General features: G+C 61.4%; 14 protein-coding genes and 1 tRNA gene. 6 read left to right on the top strand and 9 right to left on the bottom strand.

What is annotated here, in order from left to right; all coding sequences use genetic code 11:
- Window positions 1-22 precede the first annotated feature (22 nt).
- A complete protein-coding gene (locus tag J5289_RS12260; protein WP_142823035.1) occupies window positions 23-484 on the top strand; it encodes a hypothetical protein in 462 nt (153 codons plus the stop codon).
- Here the strand turns inward: J5289_RS12260 and trmFO are convergent.
- The 3 genes from trmFO to J5289_RS12245 all read right to left on the bottom strand — a co-directional run bounded on the left by trmFO (window position 475) and on the right by J5289_RS12245 (window position 2,626).
- Entirely contained in the window at window positions 475-1,920 is a 1,446-nt protein-coding gene (gene trmFO / locus J5289_RS12255; protein WP_209183931.1) for a methylenetetrahydrofolate--tRNA-(uracil(54)-C(5))-methyltransferase (FADH(2)-oxidizing) TrmFO, read from the bottom strand. The two genes, J5289_RS12260 and trmFO, sit on opposite strands and share 10 nt — an antisense overlap.
- 128 nt (window positions 1,921-2,048) lie before the next feature.
- Complete coding sequence (locus tag J5289_RS12250) at window positions 2,049-2,192, bottom strand: DUF1127 domain-containing protein (RefSeq protein ID WP_111221763.1); 144 nt, start codon at window positions 2,190-2,192, stop codon at window positions 2,049-2,051.
- Window positions 2,193-2,479: 287 nt separating this feature from the next.
- Window positions 2,480-2,626, bottom strand: a complete 147-nt coding sequence (locus tag J5289_RS12245; RefSeq protein WP_111221764.1) for a DUF1127 domain-containing protein — start codon at window positions 2,624-2,626, stop codon at window positions 2,480-2,482.
- A gap of 743 nt (window positions 2,627-3,369) precedes the next feature.
- Here J5289_RS12245 and J5289_RS12240 point away from each other — a divergent pair.
- The 4 genes from J5289_RS12240 (at window position 3,370) to tig (ending at window position 6,982) form a co-directional block, all read left to right on the top strand.
- Window positions 3,370-4,473, top strand: coding sequence for a DUF2157 domain-containing protein (locus J5289_RS12240; protein ID WP_209183930.1), 1,104 nt, complete (start codon window positions 3,370-3,372; stop codon window positions 4,471-4,473).
- Complete coding sequence (locus tag J5289_RS12235; protein WP_209183929.1) at window positions 4,470-5,072, top strand: GDYXXLXY domain-containing protein; 603 nt, start codon at window positions 4,470-4,472, stop codon at window positions 5,070-5,072. The genes J5289_RS12240 and J5289_RS12235 overlap by 4 nt, the downstream gene beginning before the upstream one ends.
- Before the next feature lie 142 nt (window positions 5,073-5,214).
- A tRNA-Leu gene (locus J5289_RS12230) sits at window positions 5,215-5,299 on the top strand.
- A 189-nt stretch (window positions 5,300-5,488) separates the two neighbouring features.
- Complete coding sequence (gene tig / locus J5289_RS12225) at window positions 5,489-6,982, top strand: trigger factor (RefSeq protein ID WP_209183928.1); 1,494 nt, start codon at window positions 5,489-5,491, stop codon at window positions 6,980-6,982.
- Window positions 6,983-7,723: 741 nt separating this feature from the next.
- Here the strand turns inward: tig and sthA are convergent.
- The 6 genes from sthA to phaC all read right to left on the bottom strand — a co-directional run bounded on the left by sthA (window position 7,724) and on the right by phaC (window position 14,370).
- A complete protein-coding gene (gene sthA, locus J5289_RS12220) occupies window positions 7,724-9,130 on the bottom strand; it encodes a Si-specific NAD(P)(+) transhydrogenase (protein ID WP_142823030.1) in 1,407 nt (468 codons plus the stop codon).
- A gap of 103 nt (window positions 9,131-9,233) precedes the next feature.
- Complete coding sequence (locus J5289_RS12215; RefSeq protein WP_202617099.1) at window positions 9,234-9,836, bottom strand: dual specificity protein phosphatase family protein; 603 nt, start codon at window positions 9,834-9,836, stop codon at window positions 9,234-9,236.
- Between the two features lie 197 nt (window positions 9,837-10,033).
- Window positions 10,034-10,876 carry a DNA repair protein RadC gene (gene radC, locus J5289_RS12210; RefSeq protein WP_209183927.1) on the bottom strand — a complete coding sequence of 281 codons (843 nt, stop codon included), beginning with the start codon at window positions 10,874-10,876 and terminating at the stop codon, window positions 10,034-10,036.
- Window positions 10,877-10,879: 3 nt separating this feature from the next.
- Window positions 10,880-11,716 carry a type I methionyl aminopeptidase gene (gene map, locus J5289_RS12205; protein ID WP_111221770.1) on the bottom strand — a complete coding sequence of 279 codons (837 nt, stop codon included), beginning with the start codon at window positions 11,714-11,716 and terminating at the stop codon, window positions 10,880-10,882.
- A 9-nt stretch (window positions 11,717-11,725) separates the two neighbouring features.
- Entirely contained in the window at window positions 11,726-12,469 is a 744-nt protein-coding gene (sfsA, locus tag J5289_RS12200) for a DNA/RNA nuclease SfsA (RefSeq protein WP_209183926.1), read from the bottom strand.
- Between the two features lie 56 nt (window positions 12,470-12,525).
- The gene (phaC, locus tag J5289_RS12195) at window positions 12,526-14,370 is read right to left on the bottom strand and encodes a class I poly(R)-hydroxyalkanoic acid synthase (protein ID WP_209183925.1); all 1,845 of its coding nucleotides are present in this window, start codon (window positions 14,368-14,370) and stop codon (window positions 12,526-12,528) included.
- A gap of 153 nt (window positions 14,371-14,523) precedes the next feature.
- Between phaC and J5289_RS12190 the strand changes: the two genes are divergently transcribed.
- Window positions 14,524-14,931, top strand: a complete 408-nt coding sequence (locus tag J5289_RS12190) for a hypothetical protein (RefSeq protein ID WP_247749101.1) — start codon at window positions 14,524-14,526, stop codon at window positions 14,929-14,931.
- Window positions 14,932-14,967 lie beyond the last annotated feature (36 nt).

Here is a 14,967-nt window from a genome sequence, read left to right as displayed (position 1 = left end):
TCGTCCTGAAGGGAGAATCGCCATGGCAATGTTCATCTGGTTGGCGATCTTTGTTGCTGTCGTCGGTTTCGGGTTTTACGCAACCCGCATGGTGGCGCAGGACAAGGAGGAGAGCCTCAATGACCTCGGTCTGGCGATCCTGGAATTCGGCCGGGCCTTCCCGACCGAAGCGATCCGCCAGTTGCAGAAGACGAGGGATGGAAAGGCGCTGTTCGTCCGCCTGCACGACAACAAGGCCGGCTTCATGAAGGATCTCGGCAAGCATTTCGCCTGCCACGTGATCGAGCCGGGCAGGGCGCGTGTGCGGGATGCGGCCGACCAGCGCCGCATCACTATCGATTTCCTCGACGTGCCGCATCACAACGGCACCTATGAGTTCACCTCGGCAAAAGAGGCCGCCGAGGTGTCGCTGTGGTTGCTCGGCAATTATGTCGCGACCGATGATCTCGTGTTGCCGGAAAAGACAGCTGCCAATCAGCCCTGAGCGGCCATGGCCTCGACTGGTTCGGCAGCCGGCTCAAGACCGAGCCATTGAGCGCAATCCGCCAGCGCTCTCTTTGCCACCAGCTGGCGCTTCATGATCGTCTTGTCCTTGCCGCGAAAGCGCTTGATGCCTTCCGGCTTGACGATCGAACCGGGTTCGAGTTCCGGGAACAATCCGAAATTGATGTTCATCGGCTGGAACGAGCGCTTGCCGGGCTCCTCGTCACTGACGATATGGCCACCGGTAATGTGGTTGAGAAGTGCGCCGAGCGCAGTGGTGGCTGGCGGCAGGCTCGGCGTGTTTCCGTGGCGTTCGGCAGCTGCGAACCGTCCGGCGAGAAGCCCGATGCTGGCACTTTCGACATAACCCTCGCAGCCGGTGATCTGGCCGGCGAAGCGCAGGCCGGGCCGCGACTTCAGCGCCAGCGAGTGATCGAGCAGCACCGGCGAGTGGATGTAGGTATTGCGGTGGAGGCCGCCGAGGCGGGCAAACTCGGCATTCTGCAGGCCCGGGATCATGCGGAAGATATCCGCCTGCGCGCCGTATTTCAGTTTCGTCTGGAAGCCGACCATGTTGTAGAGCGAACCCAGCGCATTGTCCTGGCGAAGCTGGACGACGGCATAGGCCTTGACGGTCGGGTTATGGGCGTTTGTCAGCCCCATCGGCTTCATCGGCCCGTGACGAAGCGTCTCGCGGCCGCGTTCGGCCATCACCTCGATCGGCAGGCATCCGTCGAAATAAGGTGTGCCTTCCCATTCCTTGAAGCCGACGGCATCGCCTCCGATCAGCGCATCGATGAAGGCATTGTACTGGGCTTCGTCCATCGGACAGTTGATGTAGTCCTTGCCGTCACCGCCGGGACCGACCTTGTCGTAGCGCGACTGGAACCAGCAGATATCCATGTCGATGCTGTCGCGATAGACGATCGGCGCAATTGCATCGAAGAAGGCCAGCGCATCGGCACCGGTTTCTTCCTGGATTGCGGCAGCAAGGCCCGGCGCGGTCAGCGGTCCCGTGGCGATGATCGCCTGATCCCACTCCTTGGGCGGCAGGCCGGTGATTTCCTCTCGGACGACGGTAATCAGCGGGTTGCTTTCGATCTCCCGGGTGACATCGGCTGCAAAGCCGTCACGATCGACGGCGAGTGCGCCGCCGGCCGGCACCTGGTTGCGATCGGCGCAGGCCATGATCAGCGAACCGGCCAGCCGCATTTCCGCATGGATGACGCCGACGGCATTGCTGGTGGCATCGTCGGAGCGGAATGAATTGGAGCAGACGAGTTCTGCGAGGTCGTCGCCCTTATGAGCATCGGTGCCGCGAACGCCGCGCATTTCGTGCAGGATGACCGGGATACCGGAGGCTGCGATCTGCCAGGCAGCTTCCGAGCCTGCAAGGCCGCCGCCGATGACGTGGATGGGAGATAGGGTTGTTTTCATGGGCGGCTGAATAGCACGATGGCTCGCCGCTTCCAATCACCTGGGCTCAAAAACGCTAGCATGAGAAACTTCAGAATCAAAAACGGCGCCACCAGGGCGCCGTTTTTATAAGAACGTTCCGTAGACGATTAACGGAACGAGCGGTTGGCGATGTTGCGGATTTCGTAGCGGCTGATGCCGATGTCGGAGAGAGTCTGGTTCGACAGGCTGCCGAGTTCGCTCAGTGTGCGGCGGTAGGAAATCCAGCTCTTGGCAATGCGGATCGGGTTCATGGTGGTATCCTCGGTTCTATCAGGTTTGAGACAGGCTTGATTGCCGTGTCATCGATTGACCTCTATATAGGCGATAGACCGAAAAATGTGCAGTGCAATTAAAAGGCTACTGCCATGCGTTTGTGCACTACGCCGCATAAATAACAGTCGCGACTTAAAATTTAGGCGACAAAAGAGCGGGGTTTGAATGTCTCCGCGCGGGTTGATAAAAGACAAAAAAGAACGCCCGCCGCGGGATCCGCAACGGGCGTTGTAAGGCGATCGCTGATGGCGATGCCAGGGTCTGCTTAGCGACCGGTGGCTTCGCGGGCAACGCGGTGGATGTCAGAACGGTCGATGCCGAGGTCGTGCAGTTCGCGTGTGCTCATGCGGCCGAGTTCGGTAACGGTCTGACGATACTTGCGCCAGTTGTTGTAAGAGCGGGTGATGTTCATAGTAATCCCCTTTCCGAGGGTTTGATCCGCCAGCAACAATCGTTTGTGCTGGCTTCTTTCTACTGAGGCTGAATATAACGCATGCCGCGAAAACCAAAAGCGTCAATGCATCATGCCACCCATGCGCAAGGCGCATTGCTTGCCATTATTTGCACCATGATTGGTTATAAAATGTGCGCAATTGTCGCATTGCCAGAAGCGCGGGGTGCGTGGGTGCAGCGGGAGTGGGTCGCTATTGGCGATTCGCTCGGCGTCGGCTGCCTGGACCTTGTCACGGATGCCCGGAGGCCGGCCTCGTAACTGAAAAGACAATGCCCGCAGCGGGAGGAGCTGTGGGCATTGTTTGCGAGGATCAGCAAGGGATGGGGGAGGATTGCCGATCAATCGGAGCAACCGGGGAGGACGAGCGGCTCCGAAACGTCAGGAACTAGGTCTGCGTATCAGTCAGCGTTCTATCGGATGGCCGGTTCTAGTTGTCCACGCGGGACACTTTAGCGGACATGATCTCCGGCCTTACCGTGCTACAATCGAGTGTCAGGCATGCCGCTGTTGCATATCTGATTGCTCAAATCCGCACTCCATTAGCCGAGTATAATGTAGTGATCCTAACGGAGCGTTAAATTCCCACGCCTCCGGATGTCGTGCAGCGGAAAAGCGAGGCTTGCCAGCATTTGCCACCTGCCATATTCGGTCGCTATAGAGAATGGCGAGGCGGATGGCGCCGGGTGCAGCATGAGGCAGTAATGTATCGCGGCAGACTTCAGAGAGATCTCGGCGGCTGGGTGGAAAAGGGCTTGCTCGAAAGCGACCAGGCAGCTGCCATCATGGCCGATTACGACAGCCGTCCGGCGAGCTTCAGCCTCGGCCGGGTTCTGTCGGTGCTGGCAGCGCTGTTGGTGGCCGCAGCCATCCTGCTGCTGGTGGCTTCCAACTGGGAGGCCATTCCGCGGTTGGTTCGGGTCGGCGGATGCCTGGTGCTGATCTGGGGCTTCTATCTCTCCGGTGCCGCCTTCACGTCGCGCAACCAGCCGTCGCTGGCTGCTGCCATGCTGCTGCTGGCAACGCTGAGCTTTGGCGGCGCCGTGTCGCTGGTGGCGCAGATGTACCATCTCTCGGGCGACGAGATGACCATGGTGTTGATGTGGTTCGGGCTTGCCTGCCTCTCGGCGCTGATGTTTCGCTCCGGCAGCCAGGTCGTGGTTGCCGGCTTTCTCGCCTGGGGCTATTTCGCGCTCTATCTCGAAAATAATCTTTCGAACTGGATCGGCTGGTCGCCCTATGCGCCGCCGCTGATGGCTTCCATCGTGCTGGCGCTGATCTATTATACCGGCGCCACACGAGCGCGGCATCTGGTCTACCTGCTGTTGATTGGCTGGCTGACCTGGATCTATTCCCTGAACGACGGGTTGGGGATGGCGGTGCTCTACACAGCCATCGGGCTTGTCGCCTTCCTGTGCGTCGCCGTTCCGCTTCCGCCGCTCGCGGGGATGCTGCGGACTGCCGGGCCGACGCCAGCCTTCTACACATTCTGCATCGTCGCCATCGGCCTTCTGCTGCTGCATGTGGAGATCGTCAGCGGACCGCGCCTCATTGCGCTCGGTCTTGCGACGCTTGCGATCGCGGTCGGCGCAATTACTCTTTGCGGGCGGGACAACGGCGCGGTGCGCTACACCGGTTATCTGGTGTTTGCCGGCGAGATCCTGTTTCTCGCTTCCGAAACCATCGGCTCGATCATCGGGACGTCGGGCTTCTTCCTGGTGGCCGGGCTCCTGGTTGCGGTCGTCGCCTGGCTGGTGATCCGCGTGGAACGCCGTTTTGCAAGCCCATCGCCGGAGGTCACGCCATGAGCTTTCTGATCGACGCCGCCAGCGAGAGCCGGCCGTTCGCCCGCCGCGCCTATATCGCCGCCATCGCCTTGGCGTTGCTGCAGACCGTTGTGATCGGCACCATGATCGTCAGCCGCGCGACGATCCTGCGAAACGGCTCCGAGGTGCTGCTGAAGGCATCGCCGGTCGATCCGCGCGATCTCCTGCGCGGCGACTACGTCATCCTCAATTACGATATCTCGAATGTGCCGGTGTCGACGCTGGTGGGCGAGCGGCCTGCCGTCGCGGGCGAGCAGACGCTTTCGGTGCGGCTGACAAAGCAGGCCGATGGCTACTGGGGCATCGCCGAATCATCCTTCGTGCCGCTGGCGCCAAAGGACGGCACCGTCGTGCTTGCCAGCAAGCCCTTCGATTATCGCCCGACGGCAGATACCGCGACGATCCGGGTCGATTACGGGATCGAGAGCTATTACGTGCCGGAAGGCGAGGGGCATAGGCTCGAGCAGGCGCCGCTGGGCGGCCGGATGGCCATCTCCGCCCGCGTATCGCCGGCTGGCACGGCACAGATCAAAGCCCTGCTTCTCGACAACAAGCCTGTGTATGAAGAGCCGCTATACTGAGGCTTTTCGAACAAAATCGGGGATTGCCCGATCCTGTCCGCACAACTGTCATTTTTCCTTTGCGCGGTTTGAAACGGGTGATATAGAGACGCCGCGCTCCGGAAGGCCTCATGCGTAGGCATTGCTATGCGGTTTTAGGGACGCGGGTATGGTGAAATTGGTAGACACGCCAGATTTAGGTTCTGGTGCCGCAAGGCGTGGGAGTTCAAGTCTCTCTACCCGCACCAAGGCTGCTTTGCTGCCGGGGGAGGCTGATACAGTCTCATACGAAGGCTTGCGAGAAGACGCGCCATTTTGCCTCCTGCAAAATGTTTGAGAATTGCATGAAAAGCCACGCCCGGTCGTCGGTCCGGCGTCGTGCTCATTGAAACGAACGGCTGTCTGGGCACCGCCGCTACGAAATGAAGGTTGAGAAAATGCAGGTTATCGAAACGCTGGCTGAAGGGCTGAAGCGCGAAATCAAGGTCGTAATTCCGGCCAAGGACATGGAAGGCCGCATGAACGAGCGCCTTGCAGAGGTTAAGGACAAGGTCAAGATCAACGGCTTCCGTCCCGGCAAGGTCCCGCCAGCGCACCTGAAGAAGATGTACGGCAAGTCGATCATGGCCGATCTCGTCAACGAGATCGTTCGCGACCAGCCGGCGCAGATCCTCACCGGCCGCGGCGAAAAGTCTGCCACCCAGCCTGAAATCGCCATGACCGAAGACAAGGACGAAGCCGAGAAGATCCTCGCTGCCGAAGCCGACTTCGAATTCACGCTGTCCTACGAAGTCATCCCTGCGATCGAACTTAAGCCGGTCAACGGCATCAAGGTCATCCGCGAAGTCGCCGAAATCGGTGAAGACGAAGTGACCGAGCAGATCATGAAGATCGCCGAGAGCGCCCGCACCTACGAGACCAAGGAAGGCGCTGCTGCCGATGGCGACCGCGTTACCCTCGATTACCTCGGCAAGGTCGACGGCGAAGCCTTCGAAGGCGGCAAGGACGAGAACGCCGAGCTGATCATCGGCTCGAACCGTTTCATCCCCGGCTTCGAAGAGCAGCTCGTCGGCGTCAAGGCCGGCGACGAGAAGGTCATCACCGTCACCTTCCCGAGCGAATACCCAGCCAAGAACCTGGCTGGCAAGGAAGCCACCTTCGACCTGACGATCAAGGACGTGGCCTCTGCTGCCGCAACCGAGATCAACGACGAACTGGCAACCAAGCTCGGCCTCGAATCGGCCGATCGCCTGAAGGAAATCGTTCGCGGCCAGATCGAAAGCCAGTACGGCTCGGTCACGCGTCAGAAGGTCAAGCGTCAGATCCTCGACCAGCTCGACGAAATGTACCAGTTCGACACCCCGCAGAAGCTCGTCGAAGCTGAATTCGAAAGCATCTGGCGCCAGATCCAGACCGATCTCGGTGAGAGCGGCAAGACCTTCGAAGACGAAGACACGACCGAAGAAGCAGCCCGCGCCGAGTATCTGAAGCTCGCCGAACGCCGCGTCCGCCTCGGCCTCGTTCTCTCCGAAATCGGCGAAAAAGCCGGCATCGAAGTCAGCGAAGACGAGCTGCAGCGCGCCCTCTACGAACAGCTCCGCCAGTTCCCGGGCCAGGAAAAGGAAATCCTGGAATTCTTCCGTAACACGCCGGGCGCATCCGCCAACCTGCGCGCGCCGATCTTCGAAGAAAAGGTCATCGACCACCTGCTCTCCGAAGTCGACGTGACGGACAAGACGGTCACCAAGGAAGCGCTGCTCGCCGAAGACGACGACAGCACCGAGAAGAGCGAAGGCAAGAAGGCGCCGAAGAAGAAGTCTGCCAAGGCAGAAGCTTCCAAGTCTGAGGCTTCCGAAGCCGAAGCCGAAGAAGCCGCTCCGAAGAAGAAGGCCGCTTCGAAGAAGAAGGCCACCGACGACACCGTCGAGTAATTCTTCGGAACTCTCTGCAAGTTTTGAAGGCCCTGCCGTTCGCGGCGGGGCCTTTTTGCGTTTGGGGCGGCGGGTTGCATGGGGTGTGGCGCGCCCTCTGTCACTGCGTGACATCTCCCCCACAAGGGGGGAGATCAGCCGATAGGTCGCGGTTTTACCAGAAGGGCGTTGTGAGTTCGGTGCGGGTTTTGCGATAGAAAGTTGCCCGGGCCGATCTCCCCCCCTTGTGGGGGAGATGTCACGCAGTGACAGAGGGGGGCGTGCTGGCGCAGGGCCTAACCGACGTCAATCTTGCACCCGGTAAAATTTCTCTTCCCATTTCCCAGGAATAGGAATATATTCCATTTGTCCCGATGTGGCTGTCAGGCGTGGCAGTTTCAGCGGGGCCGGTTTGGGGATGGGGCAGGACGCAGGCTGCTTTTCCGACCGCAGGTACGGTCACCTCCAGGGGAAAAGCGTGGCGAATGGGCTACGACGGACCTCTTGTATGCAGCGATGCAGACGCACCTGTCAGCCGGTCGAATGGGAGCGGCTGGCGGGTGTGGAGGGTCCCACCCGGCGGTGTCAGGCCGGACGGGAGGCGCTGAGAGGTGTCACTTAGAGATTGAACTACCCACTACCACTGCGAGGCAGCTTTCAGCGCCTGTTCCGGACTTTTCGCTCGATCCCACCGATGGCTCCCATCGCGTGGTTTTTTCCGCGATGGTTACGCTCCGCCGGTTTTCAGCCGGTTGAAAACCCTCAAAGCTCCGACTTGATGTCGCCCATGCGGTTGCCGGCATCCAGACCTGCGATCTTGTAGGCTTCGGCCAGCGTCGGGTAGTTGAAGGTGTTCTCGACGAAATACTCTACGGTGCCCTTCAGGTTGAGCACGGCCTGGCCGATATGGACCAGCTCGGTGGCGCCTTCGCCGACAATGTGGACGCCGAGCAGGCGCCGGGTTTTCAAGGAGAAGATCATCTTCAGCAGGCCGGTATCCAGCCCCATGATGTGGCCGCGCGAGGTTTCGCGGAAGCGGGCGATGCCGCATTCGTAAGGGATGCCGCGTTCCTTGACCTCTTCCTCGGTGAGGCCGCAGGTGGAGATTTCCGGGACGGCGTAGATGCCGTAGGGGAAATATTTCTGCGGCTCCTTGGCGATGGCGCCGACGGCGACGCGGGCAGCGATGCGGCCCTGTTCCATCGAGGTCGAGGCGAGGCTCGGAAAGCCGATGACGTCGCCGGCGGCAAAGATGTGCGGCACGCTGGTGGCAAAGGTTTCCGGGTTGACCGAGAGGCGGCCGCGGCTGTCAGCCTCTAGGCCTGCGGCCGGCAGATTGAGCTCGTCGGTGGCGCCCATGCGCCCGGCGGCAAACAGCACCATGTCGGTCACCAGGCGGCGGCCGCTGCCGAGGGTGACCTCGACCTTGCCGTTTTCGAGCTTCTCCACCTTGTCGGCTTTTTGGCCGAGCAGCAGCTTCATGTTGCGGTCGCGAAGCTGGTAGGTGAAATCCTCGACGATCTCCTTGTCGATGAAGTCGAGCATCGTCGATTTCGGATCGAGAAGAGTGACCTGCGTGTCGAGGGATGAGAAGATCGTCGCGTATTCGATGCCGATGACGCCGGCGCCGATGACGATCAGCGAGCGCGGCAGCGTTTCCATCTCGAGGATTTCGTCGCTGTCGAGCACGGTCTGGTGGTCGAACGGCATATAGCTCGGGCGGAAAGGTTTTGTGCCGACGGCAAGCAGGATGCTGGTCGCGGTCGCCCGCACGACCTCGCCGTCGTCCTTGGTGATTTCGATCGTGCGCGGATCGACGAAGCTGGCCTTGCCGCGAACGTGCTGGACGTGATTGCGGGCGAACTGGTGCTCGAGCACCTCGACCTCGTGGTCGAGGGTGATCAGCAGGCGGCGGCGCAGGTCTTCGGCGCTGATCTGCTGCTTGACGCGGTAGGCGCGGCCGTAGAAGCCGCGTTCCCGCCAGCCGGACAGGTTGAGCGCCGTTTCGCGCAGTGTCTTCGAAGGGATGGTGCCGGTGTGGACGGAGACGCCGCCAACGCGCTTGCCCTGCTCGATGACCAGAACCGTCTTGCCGAGCTTGGCAGCCTGAATGGCGCCCCTGCGGCCAGCCGGACCGCTGCCGACAACAATAAGATCGTATTGGTACATCGAATGGCCCCGCAGGATTGAATGCGAATCAGTGGTGCGTCGCACAATATACGCAGTTCAATCGGTACCGGAGCAGTGTTACAGATTGTCTAACGGCGGACAATTACGAATTGGAGAGGCCGAGCCAGGGTTCGAGCTTTTCGAAGGTTTCGTCCATCGGGTAGGCGGCGCTGATCGGCAGCGAGACGTGGCCGTAGATGATCGACATCTGGCCCTCGGCGACCTTCTCCGTGGTCTTGTCGATCGCTGCAAGATAGAGCGCGGTGGCAAGACCCGTGCGGTCGGCGCCGGCCTGGCAATGGATCAGAAGCGGCTTCGGTGCATCGCGCATCAGCTGCACCAGTGTTGCCGCCTGCTCCTGCGTCAGCTCGTGGCGCGAGGACATGCGGAAGTCGATGTGGTTGATACCGAGTTCTTTGGCTTCGGCGACTTCGGCATCGTACCAGCCATGGCCAGCATTCTCGCCGCGCAGGTTGATGATCGTCTTGATGCCATACTGCTTCTGCAGTGCGGCAATCGTGGCGGCGGAAGGCTGCGACGAACGGTAGAGTTCGCCTGAAATGACCGGATGGAAATTCGTGGTGGCGATCATATGAGCATAGAAGCCGCCGATCAGGGCGAGCAGGGGCAGGACCCCATACATGAAAAATCCCCGCGCCATCAGGCGAAGCGATGAAAAACGGCGCGGCGAAGCTGCTGTCAGCATGGTATCTCCGGGCGCCGGCCGGAGCGGCCTGGCGGGGTAAAGCGATCGAACTCCCGCACGTCTCGAGCATCCGGAGATGCCGCGATCTGCAGTATCGCCGTTCTGCCAGACCAGACTGACAGCCACCTGAAGAAACTGTGATGAAATCGTGACTGCGCCCGATGCCACCGGGCGTCAACAAGCCGGGTATTTCCGCCTCAGATCAGCCGCAGCCCCTTGAAGCTCGCATGGCCGTCCTTGCCGATGATGATGTGGTCGTGGACGACGATGCCGAGCGGCTTGGCGGTATCGACGATGGTCTTGGTCATGTCGATGTCGGCGCGCGACGGGGTCGGGTCGCCGGAGGGGTGATTATGCACGAGGATGATTGCCGTCGCCGACAGCTCCAGCGCCCGCTTGACGACCTCGCGCGGATAGACCGGCGTGTGGTCGACGGTACCGCGTCCCTGCACCTCGTCGGCGATCAGCGTGTTGCGCTTGTCGAGGAACAGGATGCGGAATTGCTCCCGGGTTTCGTAGGCCATGGCGCTGTGGCAGTAGTCGATGACGGAAGACCAGGAGGCCAGCACCTTCTTGCCGCGGATCTCGCTTTTCAGCATCCGTTGGGCGACCGAGGCCATCAGCTTGAGATCAAGCGCCACCGCCTCGCCGATGCCATTGACCTCCTGCAGCAGCGCAATCGGCGCTCCCATGACGCCGCCCAGCGTCTGGAAGCGGTCGATCAGCGCCTTGGCGATGGGCTTCGTGTCGCGGCGCGGAATCAGCCGGAACAGCAGCAGTTCGAGGATTTCGTAGTCGGCCAGCGCCGCATCGCCATTTTCCCGGTAGCGGGTCCGCAGCCGTTCGCGATGACCATGGACATGGGCCATGGGGTCGGGCTTTTGAAGCTCGATGGGTTTTCGCATCTGGGCTGTCTTGGCCGGCTGCTCGGCAAAGAACATCCGTTCGTCGAACAGCGCCGGTTCGCTATCGCCCGGTATGGCCTCGCTGTCTGGTGATCTCTCGCCATGTCCGTTTTCCGGACCGGGGCGCTTGGCCATGGTTCACCCTTGATAAGGAGGAAGGCCCGGCCGATCGAGCCCGGCGGGCGACAGCGTAAAGATCTCGCAGCCGGTCGAGGTAACGCCGACGGTGTGTTCGTACTGGGCCGAAAGTGAGCGGTCGCGCGTCACGGCTGTCCAGCCATCGGCAAGCACCTTGACGTGCGGCTTGCCGAGATTGATCATCGGCTCGATGGTGAATATCATGCCTTCGCGCATCTCGGGGCCGTCGCTGGCACGGCCGTAATGCAGGATGTTGGGCGAATCGTGAAACAGACTGCCGACGCCGTGGCCGCAGAAATCGCGCACCACCGAGCAGCGCTCACCCTCGGCATAGGTCTGGATCGCCTCGCCGATGGCGCCGATGCGGGCGCCCGGCTTGACCGCCGCGATGCCGAGCATCAGCGAGTGATAGGTGACCTCCAGCAGCCGTTCGGCCGAACGCTTGATGACACCGACCGGGTACATGCGGCTGGAATCGCCATGCCAGCCATCGAGCACGTAGGTGACGTCGATGTTGACGATATCGCCTTCGCGCAGGCCCTTGTCGTTGGGAATGCCGTGGCAGACGACGTGGTTGATCGAGGTGCAGCTCGACTTGGTATAGCCGCGATAGTTCAGCGTCGCCGGGTAGGCGCCGTGGTCCATGCCGAATTCGAAGACGAAGCGGTCGAGCACGTCGGTGGCGACGCCCGGAACGACAAGGGCAGCCATTTCGTCGAGGCAGCGTGCCGTCAGCTGGCAGGCCTTGCGCATGCCGGCGAAAGCATCGTCTCCGTAGAGACGGATCGCGCCGGTATTCTTCGGCGATGCCGTCGCTGCTTCGATATAGTTCACCATGATATGCCTTCAGTCTAGAATTGCCGTTTGAGTTTGTAGTGCAGCTATGCCGGGTTCGTCCATGGGGATCAATCCTGCGGCCGTGATTTCGAGCGGCGATATCGAGCATTTGAGCGCGAAGGCCTCGACGCCGCGCTGCCGGGCCCTGAGATAGGCGCGGCCGTACTGCGGATCGAGGTCATCGCAGATCCGGAAGCGGCTGCAATCGTCGCGCTGGATGACGTAGAGCATCACCGCCCGGTGACCCAGTTCCACCATGTCACCGAGTTCCTCTAGGTGCTTTGCACCCCTGGAAGTCACCGAATCCGGAAACTCGGCGAGGCCGGGCGTGCGGGCGAAGTGGACGTTCTTGACCTCGACATAAGCTGGTGGCTTGCCGGGACCGGCCAACAGCATGTCGATACGCGAGTTGCGCCCGTATTTCTGCTCGCGGCGCAGATCGGGATAGGTGCCGAGATCGGCGACCAGTCCGGCGCGGATGGCCTCTTCGGCCAGCCGGTTGGGCAACGCGGTGTTGACGCCCACCCGCGTACCGTCAGCCTCGATCAACTCGAAGACATAACGGTATTTACGCGTCTGGCTGTCGTGCTCGGAGAGCCAGATGCGCGACCCCGGCGTCGTCAGGCCGCGCATCGAGCCGGTGTTGGGGCAGAAACCGGTGACGATGCCGCCGCTCTCCAGCTCGGCGTCGAAGAGAAAGCGCTTGTAGCGGGCAATGAGCCGGGCCGGCACGAGGGGGCGTTCGAACAGCATTGCGATACTCTGTGGGGAGATTGGTCCTGGCCGTCAGGTCTTGTTATTCGGGCCAGTCAGGTCTTCTGCATCACGAACGAGCCGGGCGCCGGCTCGAGCGGGACCGGCGAATGGCTGCCGGGGATGCGGGGGGCGGCCCTTGTCGCATCGAGTGTCTCGATCCACGTCTGCCAGTGCGGCCACCAGGAGCCGGCGGTCTCCCTGGCGCCGGCCATCCAGCCGTCGAAGTCTTCGCCCGAAGGACCCTCGGACCAGAACTGATACTTGCGCCTTTCCGGCGGATTGACGATGCCGGCGATATGGCCGGAGCCGGCGACCACGAAGTCGACCGGGCCGCCGAAGAACGAGCCGCCCAGGTAAACCGATTTCGCCGGCGCTATGTGATCGTCTCGGGTGGCGAGATTGTAGACGGGGATGGTGACGTCGTTGAGCGACAGCGTCTTGCCATCGATCACCATGCGACCTTGGCTCAAAGTGTTGTCGAGGTAGCAATTGCGCAGGTAGAACAGGTGATTGGCCGCTGCCATGCGGGTCGAATCGCCGTTCCAGTAGAGCAGGTCGAAGGGCAGGGGTTCCTGGCCCTTCAGGTAGTTGTTGACGAAATAGGGCCAGATCAGCTCCGAGGCGCGCAGCATGTTGAAGGCCGTCGCCATCTTCGAGCCGTCGAGATAGCCGGATAGGCTCATCTGTCGCTCCAGCGCCTGCAACTGCTCCTCGTCGACGAAGACCTTGAGATCGCCGGCATGGGTGAAGTCGACCTGCGAGGTCAGCAGCGTCAGGGATTTGACGCGCTCGATGCCTTCAGCCGCATGCAGCGCCAGTGCCGACGACAGCAGCGTGCCGCCGACACAATAGCCGATCGCGTTCACCTCGGTTTCGCCGGTCGCATCTTCGATCGCGTCCAGTGCGAAGTCTATACCTTCGTGAATGTAGTCTGCCCAATCCTTCTCCGCATGGCGGGCATCCGGGTTGACCCAGGAAATGACGAAAACCGTGTGGCCCTGGTCGACGCACCACTTGATGAAGGACTTTTCCGGGTTGAGGTCGAGGATGTAGAACTTGTTGATCCAGGGCGGGCAGATCAGCAGTGGACGTTTGAAGACCGTCTCGGTTGCCGGCTCGTACTGGACGATCTGGCAGAGCTCGCTCTCGGCCACCACCTTGCCTGGTGTCATCGCCAGGTTGCGGCCGATGGCGAAGTGGCTGAGATCGGTCTGGCGCAGCTTCAGGTCGCCGCCGCCGGCACCGATGTCCTCGGCCAGCATCTTCATGCCACGCACAAGGTTCTCCGCATTCGAGGCGACGGTCTCGCGATAGAGCTGCGGGTTGGTGGCGATGAAATTGGCGGGCGAAATCGCCGCCATGATCTGCCTGACATAGAACGATGCCTTGTGGCGTGTATGGGCGTCGAGCCCCTCGGCCTCAGTCACCAGCGTGTCCGCCCAGTCGGAAGTCACGAGGTAGGTCTGGCGCAGGAAGTCGAAGAAGGGATTGCTCTGCCAGTCGTCGCCGGAGAGCCGCTTGTCCTTGATCGGCGCCTGCGGCGGCGGTTCGCTCGGCGGTTCCGACAGCCGCTGCATCGATTGCGTCCAGAGGCCGAAATAGCCGGACAGCAGCTTGGTCTGCGCCTCGAAGCTGCGCTGCGGGTCGGACATCCAGTAATCTGAGACGGTCGACAGCGTCTTGACCATATCGGTCATCGAATCATTGCCTTCGATCCGCTCGCCCCGTTCGCGCGGGGCCAGCCAGGCGGACGCAGCCTTGCCGAGATTCTGCAGGGCACGGGCGAAATTCAACGCCATCGTCTCCGGATCCTTGACGATATAGGGATCCGCCGATGCCGCGTCGAACGCGGATTTGGCCGGTTCGCCCTTGCTATCGTCCCGTTTGCTGTCGCTCACGCGTCATTCTCCGGCGGCGGTGCTGCTCTCATTTCCGTTTGTACATCGCCCGGGAAATGGAATACAAGTTCCAATGACAGGCACGCCTGCTCTTGCTTTGCTGCGGCGACGAATTTAACAGTCGTTCCGGGCAATGCGGGACCGGGCAGGATAATGATGATAGGCAGCGGCATAGTGGCAAGTTTCTACCGGTATTCCGTGGTCTTCGGGCTCGTTGCGCTGACACTGACCGGCTGCAAGACCATTGCCGAAAAGCAGGCGGAAGACGCCCGCAAGCGTGCAGCCCCGACTGCCGTGGTGATGAAGACAGGCAAGGGCGAACCCGCCGTCAAGACTCTCGAATACGGCAAGGACGGCTATCCCACCTTCAACGGCCCGCTCACGTCCGCCAACGTCCAGATCGCCGATCCGCAGGCGCTGGATATCCGCAAGCAGCTGACGGCCGCCGGCGCTGCGCGCGATTCCGGCGCGCTGACGCAGGCGCAGTACGATGCCAAGGTCGCGGAAATGCGCAAGCTGGCTGCCGAACAGAAGCAGACGCTCTCGGATCTCCAAAAGTAACCTTGCGCAAAAGCCCATTTGCACGCAAAGGGTTCA

This window comes from Rhizobium sp. B230/85 (genome assembly GCF_019355735.1).
GTDB classification, from domain to species: Bacteria; Pseudomonadota; Alphaproteobacteria; order Rhizobiales; family Rhizobiaceae; genus Rhizobium; species Rhizobium rhododendri.
Note: the sequence above shows the minus strand (reverse complement) of the source record. Positions and strands in the feature narration are given on the sequence as shown.